The sequence below is a fragment of the Pararhodobacter marinus genome (assembly GCF_003122215.1).
Classification (GTDB): domain Bacteria; phylum Pseudomonadota; class Alphaproteobacteria; order Rhodobacterales; family Rhodobacteraceae; genus Pararhodobacter; species Pararhodobacter marinus.
Window position 1 is genome coordinate 221,738 of the sequence record NZ_QEYD01000001.1, and the last position, 25,996, is coordinate 247,733.

32 protein-coding genes are annotated in these 25,996 nt (G+C 67.4%); 9 read left to right on the forward strand and 23 right to left on the reverse strand.

The window, feature by feature from the left end; translation table 11 throughout:
• Nucleotides 1–74 precede the first annotated feature (74 nt).
• The 5 genes from C4N9_RS01100 to C4N9_RS01120 are packed head-to-tail and all read right to left on the reverse strand — an operon-like array spanning nt 75 to nt 5,776.
• Nucleotides 75–605: a DUF3035 domain-containing protein gene (locus tag C4N9_RS01100; RefSeq protein WP_109531442.1), complete on the reverse strand. Its 531-nt coding sequence runs from the start codon at nt 603–605 to the stop codon at nt 75–77.
• 56 nt (nt 606–661) lie between these two features.
• Entirely contained in the window at nt 662–1,141 is a 480-nt protein-coding gene (gene lspA / locus C4N9_RS01105; protein ID WP_109531443.1) for a signal peptidase II, read from the reverse strand.
• 4 nt (nt 1,142–1,145) lie between these two features.
• The gene (gene purH, locus C4N9_RS01110; protein ID WP_109531444.1) at nt 1,146–2,729 is read right to left on the reverse strand and encodes a bifunctional phosphoribosylaminoimidazolecarboxamide formyltransferase/IMP cyclohydrolase; all 1,584 of its coding nucleotides are present in this window, start codon (nt 2,727–2,729) and stop codon (nt 1,146–1,148) included.
• Nucleotides 2,730–2,742: 13 nt separating this feature from the next.
• Nucleotides 2,743–4,497: a heparinase II/III family protein gene (locus tag C4N9_RS01115; protein ID WP_109531445.1), complete on the reverse strand. Its 1,755-nt coding sequence runs from the start codon at nt 4,495–4,497 to the stop codon at nt 2,743–2,745.
• Nucleotides 4,498–4,552: 55 nt separating this feature from the next.
• The gene (locus tag C4N9_RS01120) at nt 4,553–5,776 is read right to left on the reverse strand and encodes an RsmB/NOP family class I SAM-dependent RNA methyltransferase (protein WP_109531446.1); all 1,224 of its coding nucleotides are present in this window, start codon (nt 5,774–5,776) and stop codon (nt 4,553–4,555) included.
• Nucleotides 5,777–5,852: 76 nt separating this feature from the next.
• Between C4N9_RS01120 and C4N9_RS01125 the strand changes: the two genes are divergently transcribed.
• Nucleotides 5,853–6,041, forward strand: coding sequence for a DUF1674 domain-containing protein (locus tag C4N9_RS01125; RefSeq protein ID WP_109531447.1), 189 nt, complete (start codon nt 5,853–5,855; stop codon nt 6,039–6,041).
• A 55-nt stretch (nt 6,042–6,096) separates the two neighbouring features.
• Here the strand turns inward: C4N9_RS01125 and C4N9_RS01130 are convergent, their stop codons facing one another.
• Nucleotides 6,097–6,441: a dihydrodipicolinate reductase gene (locus C4N9_RS01130; protein WP_146195100.1), complete on the reverse strand. Its 345-nt coding sequence runs from the start codon at nt 6,439–6,441 to the stop codon at nt 6,097–6,099.
• 102 nt (nt 6,442–6,543) lie between these two features.
• Here C4N9_RS01130 and C4N9_RS01135 point away from each other — a divergent pair, with 102 nt between their 5' ends.
• Nucleotides 6,544–7,116: a hypothetical protein gene (locus C4N9_RS01135; RefSeq protein ID WP_109531449.1), complete on the forward strand. Its 573-nt coding sequence runs from the start codon at nt 6,544–6,546 to the stop codon at nt 7,114–7,116.
• Here C4N9_RS01135 and C4N9_RS01140 read toward each other — a convergent pair.
• From C4N9_RS01140 to rbfA, 3 genes are read right to left on the reverse strand one after another with little or no spacing between them, the layout of a single operon-like run.
• Entirely contained in the window at nt 7,097–8,530 is a 1,434-nt protein-coding gene (locus tag C4N9_RS01140) for a protein adenylyltransferase SelO (protein ID WP_210403960.1), read from the reverse strand. The genes C4N9_RS01135 and C4N9_RS01140 overlap by 20 nt on opposite strands.
• A 53-nt stretch (nt 8,531–8,583) precedes the next feature.
• Nucleotides 8,584–9,345, reverse strand: a complete 762-nt coding sequence (locus tag C4N9_RS01145; RefSeq protein ID WP_109531451.1) for a phosphodiester glycosidase family protein — start codon at nt 9,343–9,345, stop codon at nt 8,584–8,586.
• A complete protein-coding gene (gene rbfA / locus C4N9_RS01150; protein WP_109531452.1) occupies nt 9,335–9,775 on the reverse strand; it encodes a 30S ribosome-binding factor RbfA in 441 nt (146 codons plus the stop codon). The genes C4N9_RS01145 and rbfA overlap by 11 nt, the downstream gene beginning before the upstream one ends.
• 90 nt (nt 9,776–9,865) lie before the next feature.
• Between rbfA and dapB the strand changes: the two genes are divergently transcribed.
• Entirely contained in the window at nt 9,866–10,675 is an 810-nt protein-coding gene (gene dapB, locus C4N9_RS01155) for a 4-hydroxy-tetrahydrodipicolinate reductase (protein WP_109531453.1), read from the forward strand.
• 123 nt (nt 10,676–10,798) lie between these two features.
• Here dapB and C4N9_RS01160 read toward each other — a convergent pair whose 3' ends face one another.
• A complete protein-coding gene (locus tag C4N9_RS01160) occupies nt 10,799–11,689 on the reverse strand; it encodes a LysR family transcriptional regulator (protein WP_168192077.1) in 891 nt (296 codons plus the stop codon).
• 93 nt (nt 11,690–11,782) lie between these two features.
• Here C4N9_RS01160 and C4N9_RS01165 point away from each other — a divergent pair, with 93 nt between their 5' ends.
• The gene (locus C4N9_RS01165) at nt 11,783–12,481 is read left to right on the forward strand and encodes a hypothetical protein (protein ID WP_109531455.1); all 699 of its coding nucleotides are present in this window, start codon (nt 11,783–11,785) and stop codon (nt 12,479–12,481) included.
• A 187-nt stretch (nt 12,482–12,668) separates the two neighbouring features.
• Here the strand turns inward: C4N9_RS01165 and smpB are convergent, their stop codons facing one another.
• Complete coding sequence (gene smpB / locus C4N9_RS01170; RefSeq protein WP_109531738.1) at nt 12,669–13,145, reverse strand: SsrA-binding protein SmpB; 477 nt, start codon at nt 13,143–13,145, stop codon at nt 12,669–12,671.
• A 79-nt stretch (nt 13,146–13,224) separates the two neighbouring features.
• Between smpB and C4N9_RS01175 the strand changes: the two genes are divergently transcribed.
• From C4N9_RS01175 to C4N9_RS01185, 3 genes are all read left to right on the forward strand, one after another.
• Entirely contained in the window at nt 13,225–13,623 is a 399-nt protein-coding gene (locus C4N9_RS01175; RefSeq protein WP_168192078.1) for an I78 family peptidase inhibitor, read from the forward strand.
• Between the two features lie 283 nt (nt 13,624–13,906).
• Entirely contained in the window at nt 13,907–14,248 is a 342-nt protein-coding gene (locus C4N9_RS01180) for a DUF2794 domain-containing protein (RefSeq protein WP_109531456.1), read from the forward strand.
• A 26-nt stretch (nt 14,249–14,274) separates the two neighbouring features.
• The gene (locus C4N9_RS01185) at nt 14,275–14,925 is read left to right on the forward strand and encodes an RluA family pseudouridine synthase (protein ID WP_109531457.1); all 651 of its coding nucleotides are present in this window, start codon (nt 14,275–14,277) and stop codon (nt 14,923–14,925) included.
• Between the two features lie 46 nt (nt 14,926–14,971).
• Here the strand turns inward: C4N9_RS01185 and C4N9_RS01190 are convergent, their stop codons facing one another.
• The 8 genes from C4N9_RS01190 to purU all read right to left on the reverse strand — a co-directional run bounded on the left by C4N9_RS01190 (nt 14,972) and on the right by purU (nt 20,988).
• Nucleotides 14,972–15,436, reverse strand: coding sequence for a PTS sugar transporter subunit IIA (locus C4N9_RS01190; protein WP_109531458.1), 465 nt, complete (start codon nt 15,434–15,436; stop codon nt 14,972–14,974).
• A gap of 66 nt (nt 15,437–15,502) precedes the next feature.
• Complete coding sequence (gene hpf / locus C4N9_RS01195; protein ID WP_109531459.1) at nt 15,503–16,069, reverse strand: ribosome hibernation-promoting factor, HPF/YfiA family; 567 nt, start codon at nt 16,067–16,069, stop codon at nt 15,503–15,505.
• Nucleotides 16,070–16,150: 81 nt separating this feature from the next.
• The gene (locus C4N9_RS01200) at nt 16,151–17,431 is read right to left on the reverse strand and encodes an RNA polymerase factor sigma-54 (protein ID WP_109531460.1); all 1,281 of its coding nucleotides are present in this window, start codon (nt 17,429–17,431) and stop codon (nt 16,151–16,153) included.
• 18 nt (nt 17,432–17,449) lie between these two features.
• Entirely contained in the window at nt 17,450–18,190 is a 741-nt protein-coding gene (gene lptB, locus C4N9_RS01205) for an LPS export ABC transporter ATP-binding protein (protein WP_109531461.1), read from the reverse strand.
• 7 nt (nt 18,191–18,197) lie between these two features.
• Nucleotides 18,198–18,719, reverse strand: coding sequence for an LptA/OstA family protein (locus C4N9_RS01210; RefSeq protein ID WP_109531462.1), 522 nt, complete (start codon nt 18,717–18,719; stop codon nt 18,198–18,200).
• Between the two features lie 10 nt (nt 18,720–18,729).
• Nucleotides 18,730–19,356 (reverse strand): LPS export ABC transporter periplasmic protein LptC, encoded by a 627-nt coding sequence (lptC, locus tag C4N9_RS01215; protein WP_168192079.1) that lies wholly within the window; start codon nt 19,354–19,356, stop codon nt 18,730–18,732.
• A 1-nt stretch (nt 19,357) separates the two neighbouring features.
• Complete coding sequence (locus C4N9_RS01220; protein ID WP_109531464.1) at nt 19,358–19,969, reverse strand: ribonuclease D; 612 nt, start codon at nt 19,967–19,969, stop codon at nt 19,358–19,360.
• Between the two features lie 134 nt (nt 19,970–20,103).
• Nucleotides 20,104–20,988 (reverse strand): formyltetrahydrofolate deformylase, encoded by an 885-nt coding sequence (purU, locus tag C4N9_RS01225; protein ID WP_109531465.1) that lies wholly within the window; start codon nt 20,986–20,988, stop codon nt 20,104–20,106.
• Nucleotides 20,989–21,300: 312 nt separating this feature from the next.
• Here purU and C4N9_RS01230 point away from each other — a divergent pair, with 312 nt between their 5' ends.
• Nucleotides 21,301–21,900, forward strand: a complete 600-nt coding sequence (locus tag C4N9_RS01230; RefSeq protein ID WP_109531466.1) for an exopolysaccharide biosynthesis protein — start codon at nt 21,301–21,303, stop codon at nt 21,898–21,900.
• A 6-nt stretch (nt 21,901–21,906) separates the two neighbouring features.
• Here the strand turns inward: C4N9_RS01230 and C4N9_RS01235 are convergent, their stop codons facing one another.
• From C4N9_RS01235 to leuB, 3 genes are all read right to left on the reverse strand, one after another.
• Entirely contained in the window at nt 21,907–22,350 is a 444-nt protein-coding gene (locus tag C4N9_RS01235) for a YybH family protein (RefSeq protein WP_109531467.1), read from the reverse strand.
• 207 nt (nt 22,351–22,557) lie between these two features.
• A complete protein-coding gene (locus C4N9_RS01240) occupies nt 22,558–22,899 on the reverse strand; it encodes a hypothetical protein (RefSeq protein ID WP_109531468.1) in 342 nt (113 codons plus the stop codon).
• A 448-nt stretch (nt 22,900–23,347) separates the two neighbouring features.
• Nucleotides 23,348–24,454 (reverse strand): 3-isopropylmalate dehydrogenase, encoded by a 1,107-nt coding sequence (gene leuB, locus C4N9_RS01245; protein ID WP_109531469.1) that lies wholly within the window; start codon nt 24,452–24,454, stop codon nt 23,348–23,350.
• Between the two features lie 190 nt (nt 24,455–24,644).
• Between leuB and C4N9_RS01250 the strand changes: the two genes are divergently transcribed.
• Complete coding sequence (locus C4N9_RS01250) at nt 24,645–25,055, forward strand: hypothetical protein (RefSeq protein ID WP_109531470.1); 411 nt, start codon at nt 24,645–24,647, stop codon at nt 25,053–25,055.
• Here C4N9_RS01250 and C4N9_RS01255 read toward each other — a convergent pair.
• On the reverse strand, nt 25,045–25,947 hold the full coding sequence (locus tag C4N9_RS01255; RefSeq protein WP_109531471.1) for a LysR family transcriptional regulator: 903 nt from the start codon (nt 25,945–25,947) through the stop codon (nt 25,045–25,047). The genes C4N9_RS01250 and C4N9_RS01255 overlap by 11 nt on opposite strands.
• Nucleotides 25,948–25,996 lie beyond the last annotated feature (49 nt).

The following is a 25,996-nucleotide window of genomic DNA, read 5'->3' on the forward strand; positions in this document are numbered from 1 at the left end:
CGGGCGAAGCAACGGGGTGTACGCGTTTGTGAAGCGCCCGGAGCACACAGGCTCCGCGCGCTGTCAGCCGCCCGTCACTCGGGCGGAGGCGGGGCTGCCGGGGTACGCACGCCCGCCGCGCGCCAGCGCAGCAGTTCCGCCTGCGGGTCGAGGATCTGATCCTCGTAGGCGGCGCGGTACATGTTGGAATTGAACATCCGCTCAAGGATCCGGCCCTGGCCGTCACGGCGGACCTCTTCGTCCTCGGCGGCGAGCGTGGCGCGGATATCGGGCGACAGGCCGTTGCGCCCGGCATATTGGACCAGCCCGGCATCGGCCGCCGGCACGCCCGAGGTCCGCTCGGCCGAGATCCGTCCGCCCAGGGCCTCGACCGCCGCGGCGCGGGGATCGGGATCGACCAGGTTCCCGCCGCCCGGGGTGGGCGTGGGCAGCGACTGGTAATCCGGCGGCGCCTGAAGCGGCTGCGTCGGCACGATCGAGAATTCGTCGGGCGAGTCCTGATGCGACTGCAGGTTCATCAGGCGCGGAACCTCGCCGTCGTTGGAACAGGCGCTCAGCGTGGCAAGGGCAAGGGCCGCGACACTAGCGATGCGAAGAAACGTCATTGCGGTTCCGGTTTTCTGCGGCAGGTCAGAAGTTCAGGCCTTTCTTATCCGAAGCCTCAGCCTTCGTCACGGGTCGTTTTGGCGCCCGAGACGAGGATCAGCCCGAAGGCGCCGACGAATATCGCGATATCGGCCACGTTGAAAGCCCAGGGATTGCGGATTCCGCAGCAGGTCACGTTCAGAAAATCCGCCACCGCGCCCCAGACCACGCGGTCGATGGCATTGCCCAGCGCGCCGCCGATCAGGAAACCCGCCGCGACCTGCAGCCCGGCATGCGCGCCCTCCTTGCGCACCCAGCGCCAGACCCAGACCGACACAACCACGGGCAGGATCACCAGGAACGCGCGCAGCCAGACGGAATCGGCGGCGAACAGGCCGAAATTGACCCCCCGGTTCCACGCCATGGTCAGCGTCAGATAGGGCGGCCAGATGTTGATCAGCAGCTCTTCGCGCAGGTTCAGGCCGACGACGATCAGCCATTTCAGCGCCTGATCGACGGCCAGAACAAGAAACGAGGTCCAGAAGGCTGTGCGCATGGGCTCAGTGCCGGAAATGGCGCATGCCGGTAAAGACCATGGCAAGCCCGGCCTCGTCCGCTGCGGCGATCACCTCGTCATCGCGCATCGAACCACCCGGCTGGATCACGCAGGTGGCACCGGCGGCGGCGGCTTCCATCAGCCCGTCGGGGAAGGGGAAGAAGGCATCCGACGCGACCGCCGAGCCAATCGTCAGCGGCTGCGACAGGCCCAGAGTCTCGGCCATGCGCTCGGCCTTCATCGCGGCGATCAGCGCCGAATCCACGCGGCTCATCTGACCCGCGCCGACGCCCACGGTGGCACCGTCCTTGACGTAGACGATGGCGTTCGACTTGACGTGCTTGGCGATTTTCCACGCGAACAGCAGGTCGGTCATCTGCTCGGGCGTGGGCGCCTTCTTCGTCACGACCTTAAGGTCATCCATGCCGATAAAGCCCGAATCCTTGTCCTGAACCAGCAGCCCGCCCGCAACCTGCCGGAAGGTCAGCCCGCCCGCTTTCACGTCGGGCAGCCCGTCGGTGGTCAGCAGGCGCAGGTTCTTCTTGGCGGCGAAGATTGCCTTGGCCTCGTCGGACGCGCCGGGCGCGATGACCACTTCGGTGAAGATCCCGGTGATCTCCTGCGCGGTTTCGGCGTCGAGCGGCTTGTTGAGCGCGACGATCCCCCCGAAGGCCGAGGTCCGGTCGCAATCGAAGGCGGCCTTGTAGGCTTCCAGCAGGGTCTTGCCGCGCGCCACACCGCAGGGATTGGCGTGCTTGATGATCGCGCAGGCGGCGCTGTCGGCGGGATCGAACTCGGCCACCAGCTCGAAAGCGGCGTCGGTGTCGTTGATGTTGTTGTAGCTCAGCTCCTTGCCCTGATGCTGCACGGCGGTGGCGACGCCCTGGCGACCCGAGCCATCGGTGTAGAACGCCGCCGTCTGATGCGGGTTCTCGCCATAGCGCAGCGTCTGGGCCAGCGTGCCGGCAAAGGCCCGGCGTCGCGGGGCGGCGATCTCCAGCGTCCTGGCGAACCACGCACTGACCGCGGCGTCATAGGCGGCGGTGCGGGCATAGGTATTGGCGGCGCATTCCTGCCGGAAGCGCGCGGTCGTGCCGCCCTGTTCCAGCTGATCGAGCAGCGGCGCGTAATCCTCGGGGTCGGTGATGACCGTCACATAGGCGTGGTTCTTGGCCGCGGCGCGCAGCATCGCGGGGCCGCCGATATCGATATTCTCGACGCAATCGTCGTAATCGCCGCCCTTCGCGACGGTGGCTTCGAACGGGTACAGGTTCACCACCAGCAGGTCGATCGGCAGGATGCCGTGTTCGTCCATCGACGCCTTGTGCCCGGCATCGTCGCGCAGCGCGAGCAGACCGCCATGCACCATCGGGTGCAGCGTCTTCACCCGGCCATCCATCATTTCCGGGAAGCCCGTCAGCTCGGCCACGTCCCTGACCGCCAGCCCCGCCTCGCGCAGCGCCTTGGCGGTGCCGCCGGTCGAAACGAGGTCAACGCCCTTCGCGGCCAGAGCCTGACCCAGCTCGATCAGCCCGGATTTGTCCGAGACGGAAAGCAGGGCACGTTTGACGGGGACGAGATCGGTCATGGGGGCGCTATCCTCAGTCGAGAGCAAACAGGTCCCGCGGCAGGGCCAGATCGTCGTCACGGCCGATGTCACGGATCGCCAGCGGGGTATCCTGTGCCTTTGCCAGTGTCCAGTTTATCTGGCTACTATCGTCGAGGATCGCGGCGCGGACGACGATCTGCTGGCACGGGCGCGGGGCCAGACGTCCCTTTTCCAGATAGACCGACGGCTCCAGCGACAGCCGTCCCGGCCCGTCGAAGCGAAACACCCAGATCTCGCCCGAGGGCAAGGCCGCCGAAACCGCGCTGCCGCCCAGATCGAGCGAGGCATCGACATCGGGGTGCAGATGGAACCGCAAGGCGTAGGAGATTCCACGCATTTTCGTTTTGACCAGCGCGGCCTCGAAGGTCGTCTTGTGCGCGGGTTCCAGCGCGGCCAGCGTGTCCTCGCCCAGCAGCACGCGCCCGTCCTCGCCCAACGACAGCGCGCGCACATGGGTCAGCCCGTGGGTCGCGACATAGCCGTCATGGCTGAGCAGCAGCGACGATCCGTCGCGCTCGTCGGTGCGATGCAGCGTGACCAGCGAGGGGCCCTCGACCAGGGGCGCGCCGCCTTCCTCGGGGCGCGAGGGGCGGCCGAACCGGGCCGAGGACCAGCCGTCGATCGACAGCGTGGAATGCGAATTGGTCGCGCGGCCCGCTTTTTCCCATTCCGGCCCGAACGGCACGCCCGATCCCGAATTGACGATCAGCGGGCGCCGGTTCGAGGTCAGCTCGAACGCCAGCATCGAGGCATGCGCCCGCGTCGCGGCGGCGTCGCGCGGGGGTTCGGACGCGTCCACGATGACCGAACAGCGCCCGCCTTCGAGCCGTGCATAGCCCATCGCCCGCGCCCGGTTCGGCCCGATCGGCACCGGCGCCACGGCCAGCGCATTCTCCAGCCGCCCCTCCATCCCGCGTCCGCCGCCATGAAACCGCGCCAGCCCGCCATCGGCATGGCGCAGCGTACGCAGGCAGGGCGCGATCCGCGCCAGCGCGTCTTCCAGCGCCTCGGGGATCTCTGCCTCGGCCTCGCCCAGCGCGGTCATCGCCCAGCTCAGCAGCGTGAACACTTCCAGCAGATCCTCGGGGCAGCGGTTCGACAGCCCGCCATCGGCGGCGATATCCTCACGGCAGGCGCGCTCGAGCGCTGTCAGCGCGTCTTCGCGGTGCCGCTCCATCCCCTCCAGCGCGAAGGCTGCATAAAGATACCCGGTCAGTGCCTCGAAGCGCGGCAAGCCGGCATCGGCATGATGCCAGCGCCGCGCCAGATAGGCCGTCTGCCGCCCCAAAGCGGCGAAGAACGGCGCGCGCTCGGCCTCGTCGCGGGCGGCCAACAGGAACATCGCGTGGTTGAGCCAGCGCAGCACGCGCCGCCCGGTCAGGTCGGGCTGCCATCCCGGTCCCTGCCCCATGCCGAAGCGCTGGATCCAGTCAAACACCCAGCCCTGCGCCGCCAGCCGAGCCGCACGGTCGCCCGTCGCGGCCATATGGTCCAGCCATGCCATGCCGTGCAATTCCGCCGCGAATCCCTGGCTGGGCGGCTCTTCGTCCCAGGGCTGCAGGGTTTCGACCATATGGCCATGCAACAGGAAATTCCCCGCCGCCAGCTGCCGCCCCTTGGCAAAGAACCCCACCGTGCGCGGTTCGGGGATCGCATGGAAGCCCTTCGCGGCAGGCGCCCGGCGCATGGCGCGCAGGGCAAGGCGATTGCCCCACCGGCGTTTGCGCGCTGCCCAGCCCTGCTCCATGCCCGGTCCCCGTTGCGAGTGTTCCCTCAGGGCATACCGCCCCGGCCCGCCGCTGTCATCCCGCCCGGTGCAGCCGCGCCATGTAGAAACCGTCGATGCCCTGCGGATGATCGTCGGGCCGCGTGCGCCAGCCCCCCTCTGCCGTTGCCCGGCCCAGCGGCAGACCCCGGGTCTCGGCACGCAGGTCCGGATGACGGCCGAGCGCCGCTTCGATCTGTGCCTCGCCCTCGTCCGGCAACAGCGAGCAGGTGCAGTAAACCAGCCGCCCGCCGGGTTTCAGAAAGCCCAAGGCCCGGTCCAGCAGCGCCGCCTGCAACGCGGTCAGCGCCGCGACATCGGCGGGCTTGCGCACGAAGGGCAGATCGGGATGGCGGCGAATCGTGCCGGTGGCCGAACAGGGCGCGTCCAGCAGCACCGCATCAACGGGCGCCGGCGGCGTCCAGTCCAGCGCGTCGGCGCAGACGATGTCGGCCTGCAGCCCGGTGCGGGCCAGATTGTCGCGCAGGCGCTTCAGCCGACCGTCGCTCAGGTCCAGCGCGGTGACCCGTGCCCCGGTCGCGGCCAGCTGCATCGTCTTGCCGCCGGGCGCCGCGCACAGATCCAGCACCGTCTCGCCCGGCCCGGCATCCAGCAGCAACGCCGGCAAGGCCGCCGCCGCGTCCTGTACCCACCAATCGCCCGCCTCGAACCCCGGCAATGCGCTGACCTGAACCCCGGCGGGCAGCCGCCACGAGGCGCCGACCGGCTCGGCCCCTTCGGGCGCCGTCCCTCCGGGTTTCAGCGACAGGTCCAGTGGCGCGCCCTTGTGATGCGCGGCCTCGATCGCGGCGACGGCGTCGGCGCCATAGACGGATTTCAGCCGCCGTTTCAGCCAGCCCGGCAGCGGCTGCACCGGCAGATCGGTCCAGCCTTCGAAAGCCGCGGCGCGGCGCAGCACGGCATTCGCCATTCCCGCCGCTTTCTGCGTGACACGCTCGCGCTTCAGCGCCTCGACCGTGTCGTTGATGACCCCGTGCGGCGCCTCGCCCAGCTCCAGCATCTCGACCGTAGCCACCCGCAACGCCGCCATCACGGCAGGCTGCGGCTCGTGGCGCAGCATCGGGCCCAGCACGGTTTGCGTGCGAGCGAAGTTGCGCAGCGTGACCAGCGCGAGCCGCTGCGCGCGGGCACGCGCGGCGGGGTCTGCCGGGGGCAGCGGAACCTCGGGCAGCATCTGGCCCTCGATGACGCCCGCCAGCAGCGTGGCGGCCATCCGGCGGGGTTCGGCGGGTTGCGGCATCGGGTCCTCGGACTTGCGGAAGGGACAGAGCAGGGCTACCTAGCCCTTACCCCGTTGCCCTGTGCGAGGAAAGCCGATGTCCGAAGCCGATCGCCGCGCCGATCTTCCGCCCGCCGCCCAGCGCGCGCTGGCCGAAGCCGATGAACGCCGCCGCAAGGCCGAGGCCGAGGCAGTCCCATTGCCCAAGGAACTGGGCGGGCGCAAAGGGCCGGAACCCGTGCGCTACGGCGATTGGGAAAAGAAGGGCCTCGCCATCGATTTCTGAGCGGCTGTAGGGTGCGTGCTGTGCACGCACCGCCCCGCCTCGCCAGAAGGCGCCCTTACCGGATGCTGAAATTCGCGCCCATGCCGGCGCCCCGCTCGGTGACGAATCGCAGCCGGTCGCCGTCGCGCAGCACCAGCTGGCAATCCGCGCCCAGATCGTCGCCGTCCCAGAACAGCGTCCGGCAGAAATATCCGTCGCGCCATTCCCATTCCCCGGTCACCGGCTGGCCCAGCCCCGAGCCGGTGATGCGCCCGTCTTCGCGCACCTGCAGACGCACGCCCAGCCGGGTCAGATCGTTCCCGAAGACAAGCCGCCGGAATTCGGCGCCGTCCGTCAGCGGCTCGAACGCCAGAACGACCGAAGGAAAAGCAGCCAGGAACACGGCGAGAATACGGGTCATGCGCCGGTAACGCGGCCCGGACACAAAGAGTTTCACCCGATGCCGAAGAAATCGCGGAAAAGTTTACCGCGCCTGCCGCGGCCCCGTGCCAGAGTCCCGGCCATGCCCAGACATTCTTCCCGACCAACCGCCTTTCGCGGGCTCATCGCGGCCGGCCTGACGGGCCTAGCGATCTTCCTGTCGCCGCCCTTTCATGCCGCTTTTCTCGACCTTTTCACGTGGGGCGGCGCAGAGGGCCACGTGATCGAGCACCACGCCGCGTTCAATCCCGTCGTGGTTCAGATCGGGCTGTTCACTGGCGACCGCTTTCTCGAGCTTCTGATGCTCATCGTGATCGCCGCCCTCGCGCTGCCGCCGCTTTCGCGCCTGCTGGGCTATGCCCTTCCGCTGGGGGCGCTGATGCTCGTTCCGGCCCTTGCCGCGCTGATGCGGGGACACGGGCTGGACGGGGTGATCGCGCCGCTCTGCCTGTTCGCCGCCGCGATGGTCCTGCGCCGCCCGCCACTCGCGCTACCCTTGCCTGTGGCGGCGCTGAGCATGCTGGCGATCAGCCTCGCCATGACGCTGGCCTCGCCCTTGCACCGGGGCACGCTCGGGACGCTGCTTGTGGCCCTTCTCGCCCCCCTGCCGGCTCTGGCTTTGACCGCGCTCGGCCTCAGGTTCCGCAATAGGTGACGTAGCCTTCCGAAGCATCGGGCGCCGGGACTTCGAGATCGCCGAAACCCTCGCGCTGCGTGAAGGGATCGGCGAACACTGTGAGCAACCTTTGCATCGGCGCCAGATCGCCGTCATTGGCCGCTGCCAGCGCCGCCTCGACCTGATGGTTGCGCGGGATATAGACCGGGTTCACGCGGTCCATCGCGTCGCCCGGCTCCGTGCGTTTCGCGGCCCAGTCGGCCAGCCAGTCCTCCAGCGCCTCGTCCGCCCCGAGATACGCGCGCAGTGCGCCTTCCCGTCCGCGCGCGGCCTCGCCCAGCGACCGGAAGCAGCCGGTGAAATCCGCGCCCTGCCGCGCCATCATCTCCAGAAAGCCGTCGATCAGCGCGTCTTCGGCCCCGGCCACGCCCAGCTTCGCGCCGAACAGGCGCCGCCGGTGGGCCGCGTAGATCGCTTCGCCGCCCTCGATGACGACCTGCAGTTCCGGGAGGGCCTCGTCGGGGTTCTCGGCGATCAGCGGCAACAGCGTCTCGGCCAGCCGGGCAAGGTTCCAGCGCGCCAGAAGCGGCTGGTTGCCATAGGCATACCGCCCCTGCGCGTCGATCGAGGAGAACACCGCCGCCGGATCGTAACGGTCGAGGAAGGCGCAGGGCCCATAATCGATGGTCTCGCCCGAGATCGCCACGTTGTCGGTGTTCATCACGCCGTGGACGAAGCCCACCGCCATCCATTGCGCCACCAGCGCCATCTGCCGCTCGATCACCCGGTGCAGAAAGGCAAGGTAACGGTCGGGTTGTTCCGCCAGATCGGGATCGTGGCGGGCGATGGCATAATCGGCCAGCCGCCGCAGCCGCGCGGTCTCTTGCCGGGCATAGAAGAACTGGAACGTGCCCACGCGCAGATGGCTCGCCGCGACCCGCGCCAGAACCGCGCCTTTTTGCGGCCCTTCGCGCCAGACCGTATCGCCCGTGGTGGTGGCACTCAGCGCCCGCGTCGTGGGGATGCCCAGCCCGTGCATCGCCTCGCCGATCAGCACCTCGCGCAGCACCGGCCCCAGCACCGCCTTGCCGTCGCCCCCACGCGAGAACGGCGTCTTGCCGCTACCCTTCAGATGGATATCGCGCCTGTTGCCCTGCCGGTCCGTGACCTCGCCCACCAACAGCGCGCGTCCGTCGCCCAGCTGCGGCGAGAACCCGCCGAACTGGTGCCCGGCATAGGCCATCGCCAGCGGTGAGGCTCCTTCCGGCATCGCGGAGCCGGTCAGCATGGCCAGCCCCTCGGACCCGCGTAGCGCCTGCGGGTCAAGCCCGAGTTCAAGCGCCAGCGCCTCGTTCAGCCAGAGCAGGGCGGGCGCGGGCGCCACCGCGCCCTGCCACGGCAGGTACATGCCCTCAAGCTCGCGGGCATAGGTATTGTCGAAATCGATCGTCAGCATGGGCCACCTCTGCCCCAACAGATAGGCAGCGAACGGCGCGGGAAAACCCCTCAGCCGGCGGGCGCGACCAGCCCCACCATCGGACCCAGCGGCAGGCCCCAATCCGCGCGCTGCAATTCCGGCGCGTAAAGGCGCGACACGTTGCCATCGAAATAAAGCGCATTGTTGGCGCCCAGCGCCTCGCGGAAATAGCGCGCGAAGAGATGGAACGTCACCGGCTGATCCGAGATCACGAACCACGCGACCTGCCCGTCATCGCTGACGCCCACGCCGTTGCGCACGAAGACCGACTGGGAATCGGGCAGGAAACGCGGATGCAGCGCCCCGTCGATCACCAGCATCGGGCCCGACTGCGTGGCATAGCGGCATTCGGGCGCCGTCTCGGCGAAAGCGCGGCTTTCGACGACCGAGAAGCCACCCTCGCCGATGCAGAACACCCCGTTGGGCAGCAGCCCGAAATTGCCCGGCCCTTCGCGCGTGACGATCCCGGCGCGCTGTTCGCCGTCCTCGACATACAGGCCCACGGGTGCGCGGTCGGAATGGAACATGCCCGCGTTCATGGCAAAGACCAGCCGGCTGCCCTGTGCGTCCAGCGCGGCGGCCAGCCGGTTGAACGTGCCGAACACCTCGCCCGACTCGTCGGACAGGAAAAGCCGCAGATCCTGGTCCGCGTCCACTTCGCACAGGGCGAATCGCTGACCCTCGAACTCGGTCTCGCGGCAGCAGGGATCCTGCGCGGCCAGCGCCGGCAGGCTCGCGGCCGCCCACAGGCCCAGCGCCAGACGGGCAGCGGCGACCAGCCTAGCGGTCATCGTCCCCGTCCGCTGCACCGTCCGTCGCATCGTCATCGCTGGCGATATCGGCCTGAACGCGCGGATCGTTGAAGATCCGCCGCGCATCGTCCATCCGGTCGAACGTGCCGTCCAGCTCGAATTTCAGGTCGGGCGCGTATTTCAGGCCAAGATCGCGCGACACCTGATGGCGCAGCTCGGCCTTGTTGCGCCGCAGCGCCTTCAGCGCGTCCTGCTCACCCTGCCCGCCCAGCGGCATGACATAGGCGGTCGCGTGTTTCAGATCGGGCGAGGTCGTGACCTCGGAGACGGTGATCGAGAAGCGCGACAGCTCCGGATCGTGCACGTCGCCGCGCGCCAGCACCTCGGCCAGCTTGTGACGGATGACCTCGGCCACGCGCAGCTGGCGCTGGCTGGGTCCCGAACCCTGAGAGAAACGTTTTGCACACATGGCTCTGATCTAGGGCAAGACGGGTCCGGCGAAAAGCGGTTTTCCTGATCCCCGGTGCAGGTTATGCACAGCCCAACACAGGAGTTTGACATGACCGATACCGCCGGAATCGTGGTGAATGGCGTCTCGGGCCGGATGGGCCGGATGCTGGTTCAGGTGATCGCCGCCAGCGAACGCGCGCATCTGGCGGGCGTTCTGGAACGGCCGGGCCATGCCTGGATCGGCAAGGATCTGGGCGAAATGCTGGGCGGCGCGGCCAATGGCGTGACGGTTTCGGACGATCCGGCGACCACGCTGAAAGGCGCGCAGGCGGTGATCGATTTCACCGCGCCCGCCGCCAGCGTGGCGCTGGCCCCGGTGGCGATGCAGGCGGGAGCGGCGCATGTGATCGGCACTACGGGCATGACGAAAGACGACCTTGCCCGCATCGCCGACGCCGCGCGTGACGGCGTGATCGTGCGGGCGGGTAACATGAGCCTTGGCGTGAACCTGCTGGTCGCGCTGACCCGGCAGGTCGCGCAGGCGCTCGATCCCGATTACGACATCGAGGTGATCGAGGCCCATCACCGCCACAAGGTCGACGCGCCCTCGGGGACCGCGCTGATGCTGGGCCAGGCCGCCGCCGAAGGGCGCGGCGTCTCGCTCGACGAGGCGGCGGTGCGCGGCCGCGACGGCATCACCGGCCCGCGTCAGCCCGGCACGATCGGCTTCTCGGCCATCCGCGGCGGCGATATCATCGGCGAGCATGACGTGATGTTCGCCGCAGATGGCGAGCGGATCATCCTGCGCCACGTCGCCTCGGATCGCTCGGTCTTCGCGCGCGGCGCGCTGAAAGCCGCGCTCTGGGCGCGGGGCAAACCCGCCGGCGAATACGACATGGCTGCCGTTCTGGGCCTTTGACAGCGCTCAGTGCGCAAGCCCTCGTCATCTCGGAGTGCAACGCGAAGCAAGTGGGTATCAGGCGGCGAGGTCGGGCTTGTATCGACCCTGCGCCGACCTGGCGTGCGGCATCAACAAGCGCCGTCACGTCCGCCTTGAAGCGAGTACGCCCTGAAGACAGTCAACGAAGGCGCGCGCATTGGTCAGCGCGGTGCGCCGTTCGGTGTAGAGGGCATGGACGCCGACCTCAGGAATCGACCATGCGGCGCAGGCAATGCCCAGCCGCGCGGTCTTCAGGGCCTCGCGCACCGTGAATTCGGGCAAAAGGGCGAAGCTGCCGCCGTCTTGCAGCAGGGTCCGGATCAGCGCCGCGTTGTTGATGACCATCTGCCTGCCGGGTTCGGCGGCATGGTCCCGCCCGTCCGGCCCGCGCAGGATCAGGCGCGTGGGGGTGGCGGGTGAACGCAGCCAGGTCAGTTCCGCCAGATCCTGAGGTTCGATCAATTTTCCCGCCAGTTCCGGCGCGCAACAGACGACGCCGCGCGTCGTGAACAGCTTCCGCGCCAGCCGGGGATCCTTGCCGGGGTCGCCGATGCGCAGGGCCAGATCGACCTGTGCGGCGACCGGGTCGTCGACCCGGTCGTCCATGTCGATTTCCAGCGCGATGCCGGGGTGATCGGCGGCGAATGTTCTGACCACGCGGGCGAAGGCCGGGCTGGCCAGAACCGTGGGGGCCGAGATGCGCAGGCGCCCCGTCAATCGCCGTTTCGCATCACGCACGGTTTCCAACCCCTCGGCGAAGGCCTCGGCCAGCGCGCGCGCATGCGGCAGAAAGGCCTCGCCTTCGGCCGTCAGCGCAATCCGCCGGGTCGAGCGGTAGAGGAGTTGCCGCCCGAGCCGCGCTTCCAGGTCCGACACCATCTGGCTGACATATGGCGGGGACAGGGCCAGCCGGTCGGCGCCCGCGCGGAAGCTGCCGGTTTCCACCACGGTCGCAAAGGCCAGCGTCGGGCGCAGCAAGTCGAGGTCATTCATAGGCATAACCAAGCATTTCAATTGAGAAATAGCAAATAGTTAATAACCCGCCGGGCAGCCACAGTGTTTTCATTCCTACCGATGGAGAACGGAATGCTGAAAGCCCTCACCTTTTCCGCCGCCCTCGCCCTGATCCCGGGCGCCACCCTGGCACAGGAGACCCCCTTGACCGGACCCGTCTACGAAATCGCCATTCAGGAAATCCGCAACGGCGACGTCGCCGAATGGACCGCCGCGCGGGCGCCGCTGCTGGAAGGTCTGGCCCAGACGCCCGGCGTCGAAGAAGACTGGACGCTGCGGGCATTCTTCACCTTCCCCGAACCCGGCCCCCTGCCTGTCTTTGTCGGTCTGACACGCTGGTCCTCGATCGATCATTTCAGCGCCGCCTCGCAGGCCATGATGACGATGCCGGTGGTGCAGAGCTTCTTCGAGACGGTCAACATGCAGGCCTTCGTGCAGGTCGCGCCCGCCGATGGCCAGCCCTTCCTGCTGGAGGACTACATCAATCGCCCCGGCCAGGTGCTGGAGGTCGCGGTGCGCACGCCCAAGCCCGGCGAGGAAGGCAATTTCGATGCCGCCCGCGCCGCGTTCTTTGGCCGTGTCGCCGAACAGCCCGGCTACATCTTTGACCGCGAATTCGTCACCGCCGATGGCCAGCGCGTGGTCATGATCGGCTGGGACAACCAGGAACAGTTCATGACCGCTCTGGGCGCCCTGTCGCAAATGCCCGAAATGGGGGCCTTTTTCGGGATCATCGACGCCAGTGCTTATCAGGCCGCGATCCTGGAGTGACCGAACCGTCGCGTTGAGAAACCGGACCATGTGAAACGCCCGGCGCCTCTTTGGTGCCGGGCAGAACGCTCGCTTGGCGGATGTTCGCCTTCCGCCGCTATCGGAGCCATGTCTTTCGGGCGGGGGGAGGCGCTGAAAGCGCCGAGGGGGGGCACACAGCCCCCTTCACGGCATCGGCACGAAGCGATCAGCCGTGTTCTTTCAACAGCCGCCGTTTCTGCCGGTCCCAGTCACGCTTGGCCGACGTCTCGCGCTTGTCGTGCAGCTTCTTGCCCTTGGCGATGCCGATTTTCAGCTTCGCCACGCCGCGATCGTTGAAATACATCACCAGCGGCACCAGCGTCATCCCGTCCTTGGCCGTCGCGGCCCAGAGCCGCGCCAATTCCTTCTTGCTGACCAACAGCTTGCGCTTGCGCCGCTCCTCGTGGCCCCAGGTTTTCGCCTGCAGGTAGGGAGCGATGGCGCCGTTGATCAGCCACAATTCCCCGTCTTCGACCGAGGCATAGCTTTCGGCGATATTGGCCTGACCCTGACGCAGCGACTTGACCTCGGACCCCATCAGGACAAGTCCACATTCAAGATCGTCTTCGATGAAGTAATCGTACCGGGCCCGCCGGTTCTCGGCGATGACTTTGCTGTTGGGATCGTGTTTTTTCTGGGCCATCATGGCCAGATATTGTTTTGATAGCACCCTGTCCAGAGGGCGCCGGCGGGCGCTCTGCAAGTCCGAAAGGAAGTTGACCGTGAAATCCATCCTGGCCCTCGGCGCCGCTGCCCTGACCCTGACCGCCTGCAACATGACACCGATGACGCCCGCGCCGTCCTATCGCACGCCCATCGCGGCCGAGCCCCCGCGCGTGCAGGAACCGGTCGCCAGCGTGCCCTCGTCCCCCGACATGAGCGGCACGGCGCCCGCCCAGCCGCCGATGCAATCGCTGCCGACCAGCGCGTCGGATCCCTGCGGCGCCCAAAGCCTGCAGGGCTTCGTCGGTTCGGTCGCGCCGCAGCCCTTCCCGGCGCCCGGCCCGGTCCGCGTCTATGCCGAGGGCGATCCGATCACCATGGATCACAACGAGAACCGGGTGAATGTCGTGGTCGATGCCGAGAACCGCCAGCGCGTCGTGTCGATTTCCTGCGGCTGATCGCAGCGGCGGGCGGGCACCGCCACAGCCCGCTATCGGCGCGTCGATACGAGGGGGCCGGACGCGATGCGTCCGGCCCTTCCGTGCCCGGGGCGGACGGGGTCCGAGTGGGGGCTCGCGCGGGTCCGGGATCCCGGTCACGCCTTGACGCTGCCCCGGGAAAGCGGCGATTCGAGGGCATGATCGGCGGGTTTTCCCGGCTTTCCGCCGGAAACCGCTGAAAACTGTCAGGATCGGCGGCCCCGCTCTTGATTTCCCCCTGCCCGGGCGCCACGATTTCATCATGAACGTGCAACGCATCGTCCCGCCCAAGGCCCCCTATCCCGAACAGGTCAGCTTCGACCGTTTCGAACTTGGCGAGATCCTCTCGGTTTACGGGCGGTTTGTCGCCGCCGGACACTGGCGCGATTACGGCATTTCGCTGTTGCGCGACCGCGCGGTGTTCAGCATCTTCCGCCGCGCCGCCGAAAGCCCGCTCTACCGCGTCGAGAAGATCCCGGCCCTGCGCAACAAGCAGGGGCTTTACGCGCTGTTCGGCCCCGAAGGCCAGACGCTGAAGCGCGGCGCGACGCTGCGCGGCGTGCTGGCTCCGCTGGAACGCAAGCTTCTGCGCACGCTGGACTGATCGCGGCCCGCCCGCTAAGCGGGGGCATGACCGATTTCGTCTATGCCCCGCCCCCCGGCGACCCGAAGATCCTGCATCTGGACGACGACCTCTTGGTCGTCGAGAAGCCCTCGGGCCTGCTGACCGTGCCCGGTCGGGGCGAGGACAAGGCCGATTGCCTGATCGCGCGGCTCAGGGTGCAGCATCCGCAGGTGCTGCTGGTGCACCGGCTGGATCTGGACACGTCGGGCGTGATCGTCTTCGCGCTGACGCCGCAGGCACAGGCGCATCTGGGCAAGCAGTTCGAGGAACGGCGCACGCAGAAGCGCTATATCGCCCTCATCGCCGGGCATCCGATTGAGAAGAAAGGCCGCGTCGACCTGCCGCTTTGCGTCGACTGGCCGAACCGGCCGCGCCAGAAGGTCGATCCGGTCGAGGGTCGGCCCGCGCAGACCGACTGGCGCGTGCTGAGAACCGAAGGCGAGAACAGCCGCGTTGCGCTGAAACCCATTACCGGGCGCAGCCATCAGCTGAGGGTGCACATGCTGGCCATGGGACATCCGATCCTGGGCGATCCGCTTTACGCCGAGGGCGCGGCGCGGGACTATCCGCGCCTGATGCTGCATGCCGAGGAACTGAGACTGCGTCAGCCAATGACCGGCGATGCGCTGACGTTCCGCTCGCCGGTTCCGTTCTGATCTGCAGGGGACGGGGTCCCGGCTGCCAGGGCCGGGAAAGGCCGGTTCAGGCGGCCTTGGTATCCGTGGTTTCGGTCAGGATACCGAACAGCGCATCCGGTTCCTCGTTCGCGCGCAGCTTCGCGCAGACCGCCGGATCGCGCAGCGTGCGCGAGATCAGCGCCAGCGCTTTCAGATGCTCGACCCCGGCGTCGACGGGGGCGAACAGGGCAAAGACCAGATCCACGGGCGCGCGGTCCACCGAACCGTAATCGAGCGGACGGTCGAGACGCACGAACACGCCCCGGACGCTGTCGATCCCGTCAATCCGCGCATGTGGAAGGGCGACACCATGCCCGACGCCGGTCGGGCCCAGGCTTTCGCGCTCCTGCAGGGCATCCACGGCGATCGCTTCGTCGATGTCATGGGCGGCGGCGGCGATTTCTGCAAGGTCCTGAAACAGGCGTTTCTTGCTCTTCACGGCGTTGCAGACCCGGATCGCTCCGGGGGTCAACAGATCGGCCACTTCCATGCAGTGCTCCTGCCTAGGTTCGTATTGGGCGCGGCCTCCGGGTTGTCCCCGGAGGCCGGACCGAATTTACTGCGGGTCGATCCACCCGATATTTCCGTCGTCACGCCGGTAGACCACGTTCAGGCCTCCGTGGCGCTCGTTCCGGAACACCAGAACCGGGGCGTGCTGAAGCTCCATCTGCATCACCGCCTCACCGGCCGAGATCGACGGAATACGCGCTTCCATCTCGGCGATGATCATCGGCTGCAGGGAGTCCGGCTCTTCCCCGTCCGACCCGTCGTCACCGGCGAGGATATACGAGGAAGCCCCGTTGAATTCAACCGGGGCCGTCCGGTCACGATGATGGTCCTTCAGACGGCGTTTGTAGCGGCGCAATTGCTTGTCCATACGCTCGCAGCAGGCATCGAAAGCCGCGTAGATTTCCGTCGCCTGACCCTTGGCCTGAGCGGTCAGGCCCGAGCTCAGATGCACGGTCGATTCGCAGACATACATGTGGGCATCGCGGGAAAACACGACGTTGGCGTCTGTGGGGCGCTGGGAATATTTCTCCATCACATTGCCCAGCGCGCTTTCGACATGTGTCTGCAGCGCTTCGCCGACATCGATTTGCTTGCCGCTGATCTGGTACCGCATGGACCTCTCCTTCTTGCGGCGGGTGACCGGAAGCCGACATGACGCCCGACCGATCCGCCTTCTCAACCTGTCGTTTCGCGGTCATTCCCTGCGCCGGTCAGCGGCCAGTCGCCGCCTCATGGCAGACGAGGGAATGTGCAGGCCTTGCCTGTATTTGGCGACAGTTCGCCGGGCGATGTCAACGCCCTGCGCGCGCAACTGATCCGCCACGCATTCATCCGAAAGCGGCCGCGTCTCGGGTTCGGCGGCGATCATCTCAGCGACCCGCCGCTGGACCGCGCGCGCCGAAAGCGGCCCGTCCCGGCCGGGCAGCGCCGCCGAGAAGAAAGTCGAAAGCGGCCACAGGCGGCCATCCACGTCGAGCGCCTTGCCGGCCAGCGCGCGGCTGATCGTCGAGGGATGCAAACCCAGATCGGCGGCCAGATCCTGCCGGGTCGAGGGCACCAGAGCGCCCAGCCCGCGCTGAAAAAATCCGGTCTGCTTTTCCAGCAGCCATTCCCCGATTCGCGCCAGCGTGAGCCCCCGCTGGTCGATGGCCGCCAGCATCGCCCGCGCGCGCGCCAGAAGCTCGGGCGCGAAGCCTTCGGCCTCGGCCTTGCGCACCAGCGTCTGGTCCAGCTGCACCGACGGATGCGCCGAGTGCGACGGGACGATGGCAAGCCGCCCCGATTCGTCGCGCACCAGCCGCAGATCGGCCACCAGCGGCGCCGCGCGGGGGGATTCGCCCGGTGCAAGCGGGCGCGGCGACAGGGTCCGGAGCAACGCGGCCCGCGCGCGGGCCTCGCCCAACGTGACCCCCAGTGCGGACTGGATCGCGGACCAGTTCAGCCGCGCGAAGTCGGGCAGCAATCGGACCGTCGCCTGCGCTTCGCGCGTCGCCATGCCCTTGGCCACCAGCTGCAGAACGAGGCTTTCGCTCACCGAGCGCGCGGCGATGCCCGCAGGCTCGCAGCTTTGCAGGGACGCAAGCGCGTCGGCGATCAGCGCCTCGGGCAGGCCCAACTCGAGCGCCAGCTCGTCCGTTCCGACATCCAGAAACCCGTCCGCGCCCAGTTCGGCGATCAGATGCAGCGCCACGGCCTCGCGCCGGGGATCCAGCCCCATCCGCTCGATCTGGCGGCGCAGGTCGTCCTGGAACGGCGCCTCGCGCGCGGCGACCCAATCCAGCGGATCCAACCCGGTGGCGGCGCCGACCGCCGTCGCCGCATTGCGTTTGAGGAAGGGATTGCGCGCGGCTTCGGCGGCAAGCGCCTCGTCCAGCTCGGCGGGGGTCATGCGCAGCACGCTGAGCCGGGTCCGCAATTCGGGGGTCAGCGCGAGGCGCTGCTGGGTCCGCAGTTCAAGCCGGGGGTTCAGCGCCATGACGGCAACCCGCAGCGATCAGCGGAAGGTATCGCCAAGGTAGACGCGACGCACGTCGTCATTCGCCACAACCTCGTCCGGGGTGCCGCTCATCAGCACCTTTCCATCATGAAGGATATAGGCTCGGTCGACGATCTCAAGGGTTTCACGCACGTTGTGATCGGTGATCAGCACGCCGATCCCCCGCGCGGTCAGGTCGGACACCAGCGAGCGGATGTCACCGACGGCGATGGGATCGACGCCCGCGAAGGGCTCGTCCAGAAGCACGAAGGACGGGTCCGAGGCCAGGCAGCGGGCGATCTCGGCGCGGCGCCGCTCGCCCCCCGACAGCGCCAGGGCGGGCGATTTGCGCAGCCGGGCGATGTTGAACTCGCCCAGCAATTCCTCAAGCCGGGCGGCGCGGGTGGCGCGGTCCGGCACGGCGATTTCCAGGATGGCCGAGATATTGTCCTCGACCGAGAGGCCCCGGAAGATCGACATTTCCTGCGGCAGATAACCGATGCCCATCCGCGCGCGGCGGTACATCGGCCAGCCCGACACGTCGAGCCCGTCGATGGACACATGGCCGCCATCCGACGGCACCAGACCGGCCACGCAGTAAAAGCAGGTGGTCTTGCCCGACCCGTTCGGCCCCAGAAGCGCCACCACCTCGCCCCGGCGAAGATCCAGGTCGATCCCCTTCAGGATCGGGCGGCGCTTGTAGCTTTTCTTCAGGCCACGGATCTGCAGTCCGGCAGCCGCGTCGGGGCCTTCGTCCATATCCGGCTCATTCCATCCGGATCACGGTGCGGACGCGACCGATCATGCGGCCGTTGCCCGCGCGCAGATCGGCGACGAACCGCTCGCCCGACAGCATGTTGGGCCCTTGTACCAGCAGAACGTCGCCCTGCATCTCGAGCGACTGAGAGTCGAGCACATAGGTCGCCGTGCGCGCTTCGAGCGCCTCGTTGGGCGTGGTCATCGTCACCCCGCCCGAGGCGATCAGCCGCGAAATCCGCTGCGTGCCGCTCCGGGCGCCGGTGGAATATTCCAGGCGGATCGCCCCGGCGGCGATGCGCATCTCGCCCTGCACCGCCATCACGTTGCCGGTGAATTCGGTCGAGCCGCTGGTCTGGTCGACGCTGAGCTGATCCGCCGTGACCTCGATCTCGGCCCCTGACAGGCGCAGCGATTCCCCGAAGGTGATCTGCACGCCGTCCTGGGTCTGCGCCGAACCGGCGCTGCCGGTCGCGGCAAGCGACAGCGCCAGAAGGAACGCTTGGATCAGGCGAAGATGACGACGCGGCATGAAAGCCCCCTCAGTTTTCTGGCTGATAGTTCAACCGCACCCCGCCCCCGAAAACAAGCACATAACCCGCATCATCGCCGGTTTCGCCGCGCAACTCCATGCGTCCGGCGGTGATCGTGCCGGCCGGGGCGGTGCCGGAAACCTCGGACGGCGCCCGGATCAGCGTCGTGTCCAGAAGCCCGCTCAGCCGTTGCGTGGTCAGGGTGTAACCCGGCGTGACGCTCAGTTCCAGCCCGCCGCGCATCACGAACGTGCCGTTGCCGCGGTCGATGGCGCCGGTTTCGGCGCGGGCCTCCATACGCTCGCCATCCGCGCCCTCGATCAGCAGCGACAGGCCCGTCACCTCGAACCGGACGGTCGCGTCCTGATCGGTCCGCGCGGTCTCGGCGCGGATGGTCAGCGCGGCGCCGTCGTCGGTGACGCCCGCGAAATGCGCGCCCGACAGCCGGGGATCGCGCGCGCGTTCCTCGACATCGATCTCGGCATTCGAGATCGCCTCGCTGGGATCGACGGTGCGCGCCAGCAGGAAGACCAGCGACAGCAGGATCAGCGCGACGAGCGGCAGCACGACTTTCAGAACGCTGACCAGCCTGCTGTAGCGCGCCGGCTTTCGGCTGTCGGGTTCGGTTATCGCCATATCAATGCGAGAAGATGTCGACATCCGGCCAGCCCGCCAGATCGAGCCGGGCGCGCGTGGGCAGGAAGTCGAAACAGGCCTGCGCGACCTCGGTGCGGCCCTCGCGCGCGAGCATCCCTTCCAGCGCCGATTTCAGACGGTGAAGGTACAACACGTCCGACGCCGCGTAATCGCGCTGCGCCTGCGTGATCTCGGGCGCGCCCCAGTCCGAGGATTGCTGCAGCTTCGAGATATCGACGCCGACCAGCTCTGACAGCAGGTTCTTCAGCCCGTGCCGGTCGGTATAGGTGCGCACCAGTTTCGAGGCAATCTTCGTGCACCAGACGGGCGCGGCCAGTACGCCGAAACGATGATACATCGCCGCGATATCGAAGCGCCCGTAATGGAACAGCTTGATCACGTCCGGATCGGCCAGCAGGCGTTTCAGGTTGGGCGCGTCGTCCTGGTCCGGGTCGATCTGCACCAGATGCGCATTCCCGTCGCCGCCCGAAAGCTGGACCAGGCAAAGCCGGTCGCGATGCGGGTTCAGGCCCATGGTCTCGCAATCGATCGCCACGACCGCGCCCAGATCCAGATCGTCGGGAAGGTCACGGGAATAGAGATGCGTCGCCATGCTGAAGCTTTCGAAACCGCGGAAACTGGCGCTTGGCTTAGCCCCGACGACCCCGCGCGTCAATTGCGGCGCCCCGGAACGCAGCGGGGCGCCAGTGGGGCGCCCCGGTATCGTCATCGCGCAAAATCGCGATTTCAGCCCATCCGGTCCGAGGCATAGGCCCCCGGCGAGGCAGGGAAGACGACGGTCTTGTTGCCGTTCTGGAACACGCGATGTTGAGCATGGGCATGCACCGCGCGCGCCAGAACCTGCGCTTCGACATCGCGCCCCAGAGACACGTAATCGCTGGCCGATTGCGCGTGGGTGATGCGCACGATGTCCTGTTCGATGATCGGCCCCTCATCCAGATCGGCGGTGACGTAATGCGCCGTGGCCCCGATCAGCTTCACGCCGCGCTGGAACGCCTGCTTGTAGGGGTTCGCACCCTTGAAGGACGGCAGAAAGGAATGGTGGATGTTGATGATCCGCCCCGACATCTTCGTGCACAGCGCGTCCGACAGAACCTGCATGTACCGCGCCAGCACGATCAGCTCGGCGCCCGAATCCTCGACCACCTCCATCAGCCGGGCCTCGGCCTCGGGCTTGTTCTGCTTGGTGACATTGATGTGGTGGAACGGCAGATCGTGGTTCACGACCACTTTCTGATAGGTCAGGTGGTTCGACACGACACCGACGATCTCGACCGGCAGCGCACCGATGCGCCAGCGATAGAGCAGGTCGTTCAGGCAATGGCCGAAATTCGACACCATCAGCAGGACCTTCATCCGCTTGGCAGTGTCGTGGATCCCCCATTCCATGCCGAATTTCTCGGCAACCGGGGCAAACCCGTCGCGCAGCGTTTCCGGGCTGGCGCCGGTTTCGGCCATGAAGGTGATGCGGGTGAAGAAGCAGCCGGTGCCCTGATCGTCGAACTGCGCGGCATCGGTGATGTTGCATCCGTTCTCGGCCAGAAAGCCCGAGATCGCGGCGACGATGCCGCGCTGCGTGTCGCAGCGGACCGTTAGGACGTAAGAGGTCATCGGGGTGGTTCCTTGTGCGGGCATCTGTTGGGGGGGCGCGTGTTGGGGGCGTCTGGCGGGAAATCTAGCGGATACTGCGGCGCAGCATATGCCCCTGCAGCCCCGGCGGCGACGCAAATCGCGATACCAGCGACGCCGAAACGCAGCAGCCCGGCGCGGATGATGAACTTTTTCCCCCGCACGGCGGGCTCCCGGTGCCGGACGGGTACGCGAGCGGTCCCGCCGGCACCCGGCAGGCCGCGCACGCCGTGGTTGACGAACGCCGGGAACGCGCCAGATCTGAGCGTGACAAGGCCCGGAGACCCCCAGCAGATGAGCGCCCAGGATCTCGACACCGGCAGCCTGCAAAGCATGGCCGAGGTCGTCGAAGACATACGCAACGCCGCCACCGGCGACGGCAAGACGACGCTGGGCGCCGTGCTGCGCGCGCTGGAACACGCGTCTTTCGTACCGGTCCTGCTGGCTCCGGCGCTGATCGTGGTGACGCCGCTTTCGGGGATTCCGTTTTTCTCAAGCTTCTGCGGGTTGGTCATCGCGCTGGTGGCCGGGCAGATGTTCTTCGGCCGCTCGTCGTTGTGGATCCCGCGGTTTCTGGATCAGCGCACGATCCCGGCCAAGCGCCTGCGCGAGGCCACTGACAGCCTGCGCAAGCCGGCACACTGGATCGACAAGCGGACCAAGGCGCGGCTGCAATTCCTTGTCTCGCCGCCCTTCGACCGTATCACGCATTTCTTGTGCATGGTCTGCGGCCTTGTCATGCCGATGCTGGAACTCGTGCCGTTCTCGTCCTCGATCCTGGGCGCGGCGGTGACGATGATGGCGCTGACCCTGCTCTTGCGCGACGGGCTATTCGCGCTGATCGGTTTCGGCTTCATCGGACTGGTGATCGGGCTGGTCGTCTATCTGGTGTGATCGCCGTCAGCGACCCGGCTGCCACATATCCGCCGAGATCAGCCACCCATCCGCGACCCGGACAAGATACAGAAGCGACCGCCCCGTGACCTGCTGCGGCACCTGTCCCTGCGGCGAGACGGTCGCATTCCACACCATGACCAGCGCCGCCCGGTCGGTGCCGGTTTCGGCGCGGTGCTGCGTGACGGTCAGGCGGTCATAGCCACCTGCAAAATTGCGCGCCCAGACCTCGCGGATCTGATCGCGGCCCGACAGGATCGGACCGTCGTGGAGGAAGACCACCGCATCCGGGGTATAGAGCGCGGCCACCGCGTCGGCATCGCGGGCGGCAACGGCCTCGGTCATCGCCGCGGCCGCGTGGGCGGGCGAGGCGACCTGCGCGCCGGCGGGTGCGGCCGAAAGGACAGCGGCCCCCAGGGCGGCGGCGAACAAGGTTCGGGGAAAAGACATGGTCGCTCCTTGAGACAAACCCCGTGCCTAGCAGCGGGTGTCGCAAGCGGCTTCACCAAATCGGGTTAAGGCGCGAGGGGAGCGGGTTTCGGGCACAGCCTGCGGCCGCGGGGCCCGAATATGGTGCTTCAAAATCATTTCGACGCGCGCCCGGAAAGGCGCGCGTCGTGAGAGATCGGCCAGAACAGGCCGTCAGGGAATACCCGCTCAGCGCGTCGGGTAGTTCGGGCGGTTGCCGGCACCGGCGCTGAAATCGTTGACGGTCAGAACGTCGTTCGCGTTGAGACCCGAAGCTTGCAGTTCGCGCGACGAGTAGACGTCACCGGCGCGGACCTGCACCTGTTTGCGCGGACCGACTTCGACGATGTCCGAGGCTTGAAGGCCAGCGGCGACCAGTTCACGCGTGGTGTAGACGTCACCGGCGCGGAACTCGGTCTGCGCGGTGGCGGCGTTCGACGCGTCGCGGGTCGCGGACAGGTCGGTCGCATTGGCGGCAACGGCGCCCAGGGCAACGAAAGCGGCGGTGGCGGTGATAGCAAAGCGGTTCATTTCAGTCTGCCTTTCTTGTCAGTCTGTCTGTGTTTTTCGATGATCGTTTCCGGTCATGGGCTGGAGGTAGGCCCGACTTCCGCCGCCTTCAATCGTCTGAATATGTGTCAAAATTAGCCGCTTTGTGTGCAGGTCTGCACATCACACAATCGAACGAAAACCTTGATCTCAGGAACGCACAGAACTAGCGACGATTTTGTAACAGCCGGTTGACGTCGCGGTGACAAGGCTCAAACGCCGCTCGGCGCATCGAGATCGTCGCGCACGGGTCGGGATCGCGGCGCTGCAGAGGGGGCAAAACGAGGGGCGGCTACCCCTCGCACGGGGGCCGAAAACGGCCTTTCGGGGCCGGTATGATCCAGACGCAAAGCCGTCATGTCCCGCTTGACCCATGGAAAAGGCCCGGCAGAACCTGCCGGGCCTTCCAGAATGCGGATCGGTGGGACGATCAGAGGCTCGCGTCGAGCGCGGCGATGATCGCATCCCCCATGTCCGAGGTCGAAACCGGGGTGCCGCCGTCGGGCCCCATCAGGTCGGCGGTGCGCAACCCGTCGGCCAGGACTTTCTCGACCGCCTTTTCCAGACGGTCGGCCTCGGCCAGTTCGCTGAAGGAATAGCGCAGCGCCATGGCAAAGCTCAGGATGCAGGCGATCGGGTTGGCCTTGCCCTGCCCCGCGATGTCGGGCGCCGAGCCATGCACCGGCTCGTACAGCGCTTTCGGCCGGCCATTGGCCATCGGCGCGCCCAAGCTGGCCGAGGGCAGCATCCCCAGCGAGCCGGTCAGCATGGCGGCCAGATCCGACAACAGGTCGCCGAACAGGTTGTCGGTGACGATCACGTCGAACTGCTTGGGCCAGCGGGTCAGCTGCATGGCGCCCGCATCGGCATACATGTGCGACAGCTCGACATCAGGATATTCCGCGTCGTGGATTTCCTGCACCACGTCGCGCCACAGGATCCCGGATTCCATCACGTTGGCCTTCTCCATCGAGCAGACCTTGTTGTTGCGCTTGCGCGCCAGCTCGAAAGCCGAGCGGGCAACGCGGGCGATTTCCGATTCCGTGTAGCGCTGGGTGTTGATGCCGACGCGCTCGTTGCCTTCCTTGTGGATGCCCCGCGGCTCGCCGAAATACACGCCCGAGGTCAGCTCGCGCACGATCATGATGTCGAGACCGGCCACAACGTCCTTCTTCAGCGAGCTGAAATCGGCCAAAGCGTCAAAGCACTGGGCCGGGCGCAGGTTGGCGTACAGGTCCATTTCCTTGCGCAGGCGCAGCAGGCCGCGTTCGGGCTTCACGCTGAAATCCAGCTTGTCGTATTTCGGGCCGCCCACGGCGCCCAGCAGGACCGCGTCTACCTCTTGCGCCTTGGCCATCGTGGCATCGGTCAGCGGCGTTCCATGCGCGTCATAGGCGCAGCCGCCGACAAGGTCCTCGCTGACATCGAAGCTCAGCCCGCGCTTGTCGCCATACCAGGTGATGATCTTCTTCACCTCGCCCATGACTTCGGGACCGATGCCGTCGCCGGCGAGGATCAGGATGGAAGGATTGGCCACGGCGGGACTCCCTGAATTACGGATGCGTGAGCGGCCTAGCCTGCCTGTGCCCTAGGGTCAAGATTTCCACGCGATGGCGTGCATTGCGACGCCGCCGGCCCTGCGCGCAAGCGGCGTTCATTCGATCTCTGCGAAACGCCGGGGCCGTGCTACGCTTCCCCCGTTGATTTGAGTCCCGAGGATTTTACCGATGCCTTTCTCCCGCCTGACCTGTCTCGCCGCCGCGATCGCGCTGCTGACCCCCGCCTCGCCCGTGCTGGCCGATACCGTGGAAGTCCGCCCGCCCGATGTGTCCCGGATTCCGCAGGACCGGCGCCAGTCCTTGTTCGACGAAGCGGTCGCCACCTCTGTCTCGCTTGAAGTTTGCGCCACCACGCCCGACGATCTGACCGTCGAGGAAGCCGAGATCCTGTGGATCAGCGGGCTGGCGCTGGCCGAGAGCCAGGGCATTTCGGAATCCGAGCTCTACGCCACGCATTACGAGCGCGCCCGGAGGATGTTCGACAGTCAGCCCGAACGCTGCGCGCATTATTCCGGCAATCTGCGGCCCCTGGTGATGACACTCGTCGGATACGGCGCCGCGCCGGTTTTCATCGAGTAAGGTCCATCGCCGGGACCAGCGCGTCGGCCAGCAGGTCCCAGACGCGGCGGACGCGCGGTGTCCGGCGCATGGCTTCATGCGCCGTCAGCCAGACCGGAAGCGTCGGCAGGGCAATGCCGAAATCGAGCTCGCGCACCAGAGGGTCGCGCTGACCCAGGCTGCGCTGCGCGAAACCGATCCCCGCGCCCGCGCGCACCAGCTCCCATCCCGTCGCCACGTCGTCGCAGCGAAAGGCGAACATCTCGCGACTGGCGGGGATTCCGTAGCTTTGCATCCCCTCGATCAGCAGGGTTTCACGGTCCTGGCCGATGATGTCATGCCGGGCCAGGTCGGCGGGCGTGGCGGGCAATCCGCGGCGTTCGATATAGCTGTGGGCGGCAAAGGCGCCGATCGCCGTGTCGCCCAGATGACGGGTGATCAGATCCTGCTGCGTGGGGCGGTACATGCGGATGGCGATATCCGCCTCGCGATAGAGCAGGTTGGACGAGCGGTCCGAGGGCACGAGTTCGAGCGCGATCCGCGGCTCCTGCCGGCGTATCGCGGCCAGCACGCGCGGCAGGTGCCAGACCGAGACCGCGACCGAGGCGGTGATGCGCACGCTGCCTTCCAGCCGCTGCTCGCGCCCGGCCGCGGCCAGCGCCATCGCATTCGCCGCCGCGCGCATCTGCCGCGCGGGATCGATCAGCGCGGCGCCGGTATCGGTCAGGACCAGCCCGCGTGCCTGCCGGTGAAACAGCTCGACCCCCAGCTGGTCCTCGATGGCGCGGATCTGCCGGCCCAGCGTCGGCTGGCTTCGGCCCAGCGCCCGCGCCGCCGCCGACAGGCTGCCGGTTTCCGCCACCGACAGGAAAGCCTGCACCAGAGACCAGTCGAGAGAATGGAAGGCATCCATTCATCCATGAATACATGACATGCGAAGTCATGCAATTCCGTTGCGATCT

What these genes read in the sequence shown, in the direction of transcription:
- lspA (WP_109531443.1), bottom strand. Translation starts at nt 1,141, where the DNA reads ATGCGCACAGCCTTCTGGACCTCGTTTCTTGTTCTGGCCGTCGATCAG.
- C4N9_RS01190 (WP_109531458.1), bottom strand. Translation starts at nt 15,436, where the DNA reads ATGGAAGTGGCCGATCTGTTGACCCCCGGAGCGATCCGGGTCTGCAAC.
- C4N9_RS01255 (WP_109531471.1), bottom strand. Translation starts at nt 25,947, where the DNA reads ATGGATGCCTTCCATTCTCTCGACTGGTCTCTGGTGCAGGCTTTCCTG.
- C4N9_RS01115 (WP_109531445.1), bottom strand. Translation starts at nt 4,497, where the DNA reads ATGGAGCAGGGCTGGGCAGCGCGCAAACGCCGGTGGGGCAATCGCCTT.
- C4N9_RS01250 (WP_109531470.1), top strand. Translation starts at nt 24,645, where the DNA reads ATGCCTTTCTCCCGCCTGACCTGTCTCGCCGCCGCGATCGCGCTGCTG.
- C4N9_RS01180 (WP_109531456.1), top strand. Translation starts at nt 13,907, where the DNA reads ATGAACGTGCAACGCATCGTCCCGCCCAAGGCCCCCTATCCCGAACAG.
- rbfA (WP_109531452.1), bottom strand. Translation starts at nt 9,775, where the DNA reads ATGTGTGCAAAACGTTTCTCTCAGGGTTCGGGACCCAGCCAGCGCCAG.
- purU (WP_109531465.1), bottom strand. Translation starts at nt 20,988, where the DNA reads ATGACCTCTTACGTCCTAACGGTCCGCTGCGACACGCAGCGCGGCATC.
- C4N9_RS01120 (WP_109531446.1), bottom strand. Translation starts at nt 5,776, where the DNA reads ATGCCGCAACCCGCCGAACCCCGCCGGATGGCCGCCACGCTGCTGGCG.
- smpB (WP_109531738.1), bottom strand. Translation starts at nt 13,145, where the DNA reads ATGGCCCAGAAAAAACACGATCCCAACAGCAAAGTCATCGCCGAGAAC.
- C4N9_RS01235 (WP_109531467.1), bottom strand. Translation starts at nt 22,350, where the DNA reads ATGTCTTTTCCCCGAACCTTGTTCGCCGCCGCCCTGGGGGCCGCTGTC.
- dapB (WP_109531453.1), top strand. Translation starts at nt 9,866, where the DNA reads ATGACCGATACCGCCGGAATCGTGGTGAATGGCGTCTCGGGCCGGATG.
- C4N9_RS01130 (WP_146195100.1), bottom strand. Translation starts at nt 6,441, where the DNA reads ATGACCCGTATTCTCGCCGTGTTCCTGGCTGCTTTTCCTTCGGTCGTT.
- lptC (WP_168192079.1), bottom strand. Translation starts at nt 19,356, where the DNA reads ATGGCGATAACCGAACCCGACAGCCGAAAGCCGGCGCGCTACAGCAGG.
- C4N9_RS01125 (WP_109531447.1), top strand. Translation starts at nt 5,853, where the DNA reads ATGTCCGAAGCCGATCGCCGCGCCGATCTTCCGCCCGCCGCCCAGCGC.
- C4N9_RS01145 (WP_109531451.1), bottom strand. Translation starts at nt 9,345, where the DNA reads ATGACCGCTAGGCTGGTCGCCGCTGCCCGTCTGGCGCTGGGCCTGTGG.
- C4N9_RS01185 (WP_109531457.1), top strand. Translation starts at nt 14,275, where the DNA reads ATGACCGATTTCGTCTATGCCCCGCCCCCCGGCGACCCGAAGATCCTG.
- purH (WP_109531444.1), bottom strand. Translation starts at nt 2,729, where the DNA reads ATGACCGATCTCGTCCCCGTCAAACGTGCCCTGCTTTCCGTCTCGGAC.
- C4N9_RS01240 (WP_109531468.1), bottom strand. Translation starts at nt 22,899, where the DNA reads ATGAACCGCTTTGCTATCACCGCCACCGCCGCTTTCGTTGCCCTGGGC.
- C4N9_RS01230 (WP_109531466.1), top strand. Translation starts at nt 21,301, where the DNA reads ATGAGCGCCCAGGATCTCGACACCGGCAGCCTGCAAAGCATGGCCGAG.
- C4N9_RS01135 (WP_109531449.1), top strand. Translation starts at nt 6,544, where the DNA reads ATGCCCAGACATTCTTCCCGACCAACCGCCTTTCGCGGGCTCATCGCG.
- hpf (WP_109531459.1), bottom strand. Translation starts at nt 16,069, where the DNA reads ATGCGGTACCAGATCAGCGGCAAGCAAATCGATGTCGGCGAAGCGCTG.
- C4N9_RS01210 (WP_109531462.1), bottom strand. Translation starts at nt 18,719, where the DNA reads ATGCCGCGTCGTCATCTTCGCCTGATCCAAGCGTTCCTTCTGGCGCTG.
- C4N9_RS01160 (WP_168192077.1), bottom strand. Translation starts at nt 11,689, where the DNA reads ATGAATGACCTCGACTTGCTGCGCCCGACGCTGGCCTTTGCGACCGTG.
- C4N9_RS01100 (WP_109531442.1), bottom strand. Translation starts at nt 605, where the DNA reads ATGACGTTTCTTCGCATCGCTAGTGTCGCGGCCCTTGCCCTTGCCACG.
- lptB (WP_109531461.1), bottom strand. Translation starts at nt 18,190, where the DNA reads ATGGACGAAGGCCCCGACGCGGCTGCCGGACTGCAGATCCGTGGCCTG.
- C4N9_RS01200 (WP_109531460.1), bottom strand. Translation starts at nt 17,431, where the DNA reads ATGGCGCTGAACCCCCGGCTTGAACTGCGGACCCAGCAGCGCCTCGCG.
- C4N9_RS01165 (WP_109531455.1), top strand. Translation starts at nt 11,783, where the DNA reads ATGCTGAAAGCCCTCACCTTTTCCGCCGCCCTCGCCCTGATCCCGGGC.
- C4N9_RS01220 (WP_109531464.1), bottom strand. Translation starts at nt 19,969, where the DNA reads ATGGCGACGCATCTCTATTCCCGTGACCTTCCCGACGATCTGGATCTG.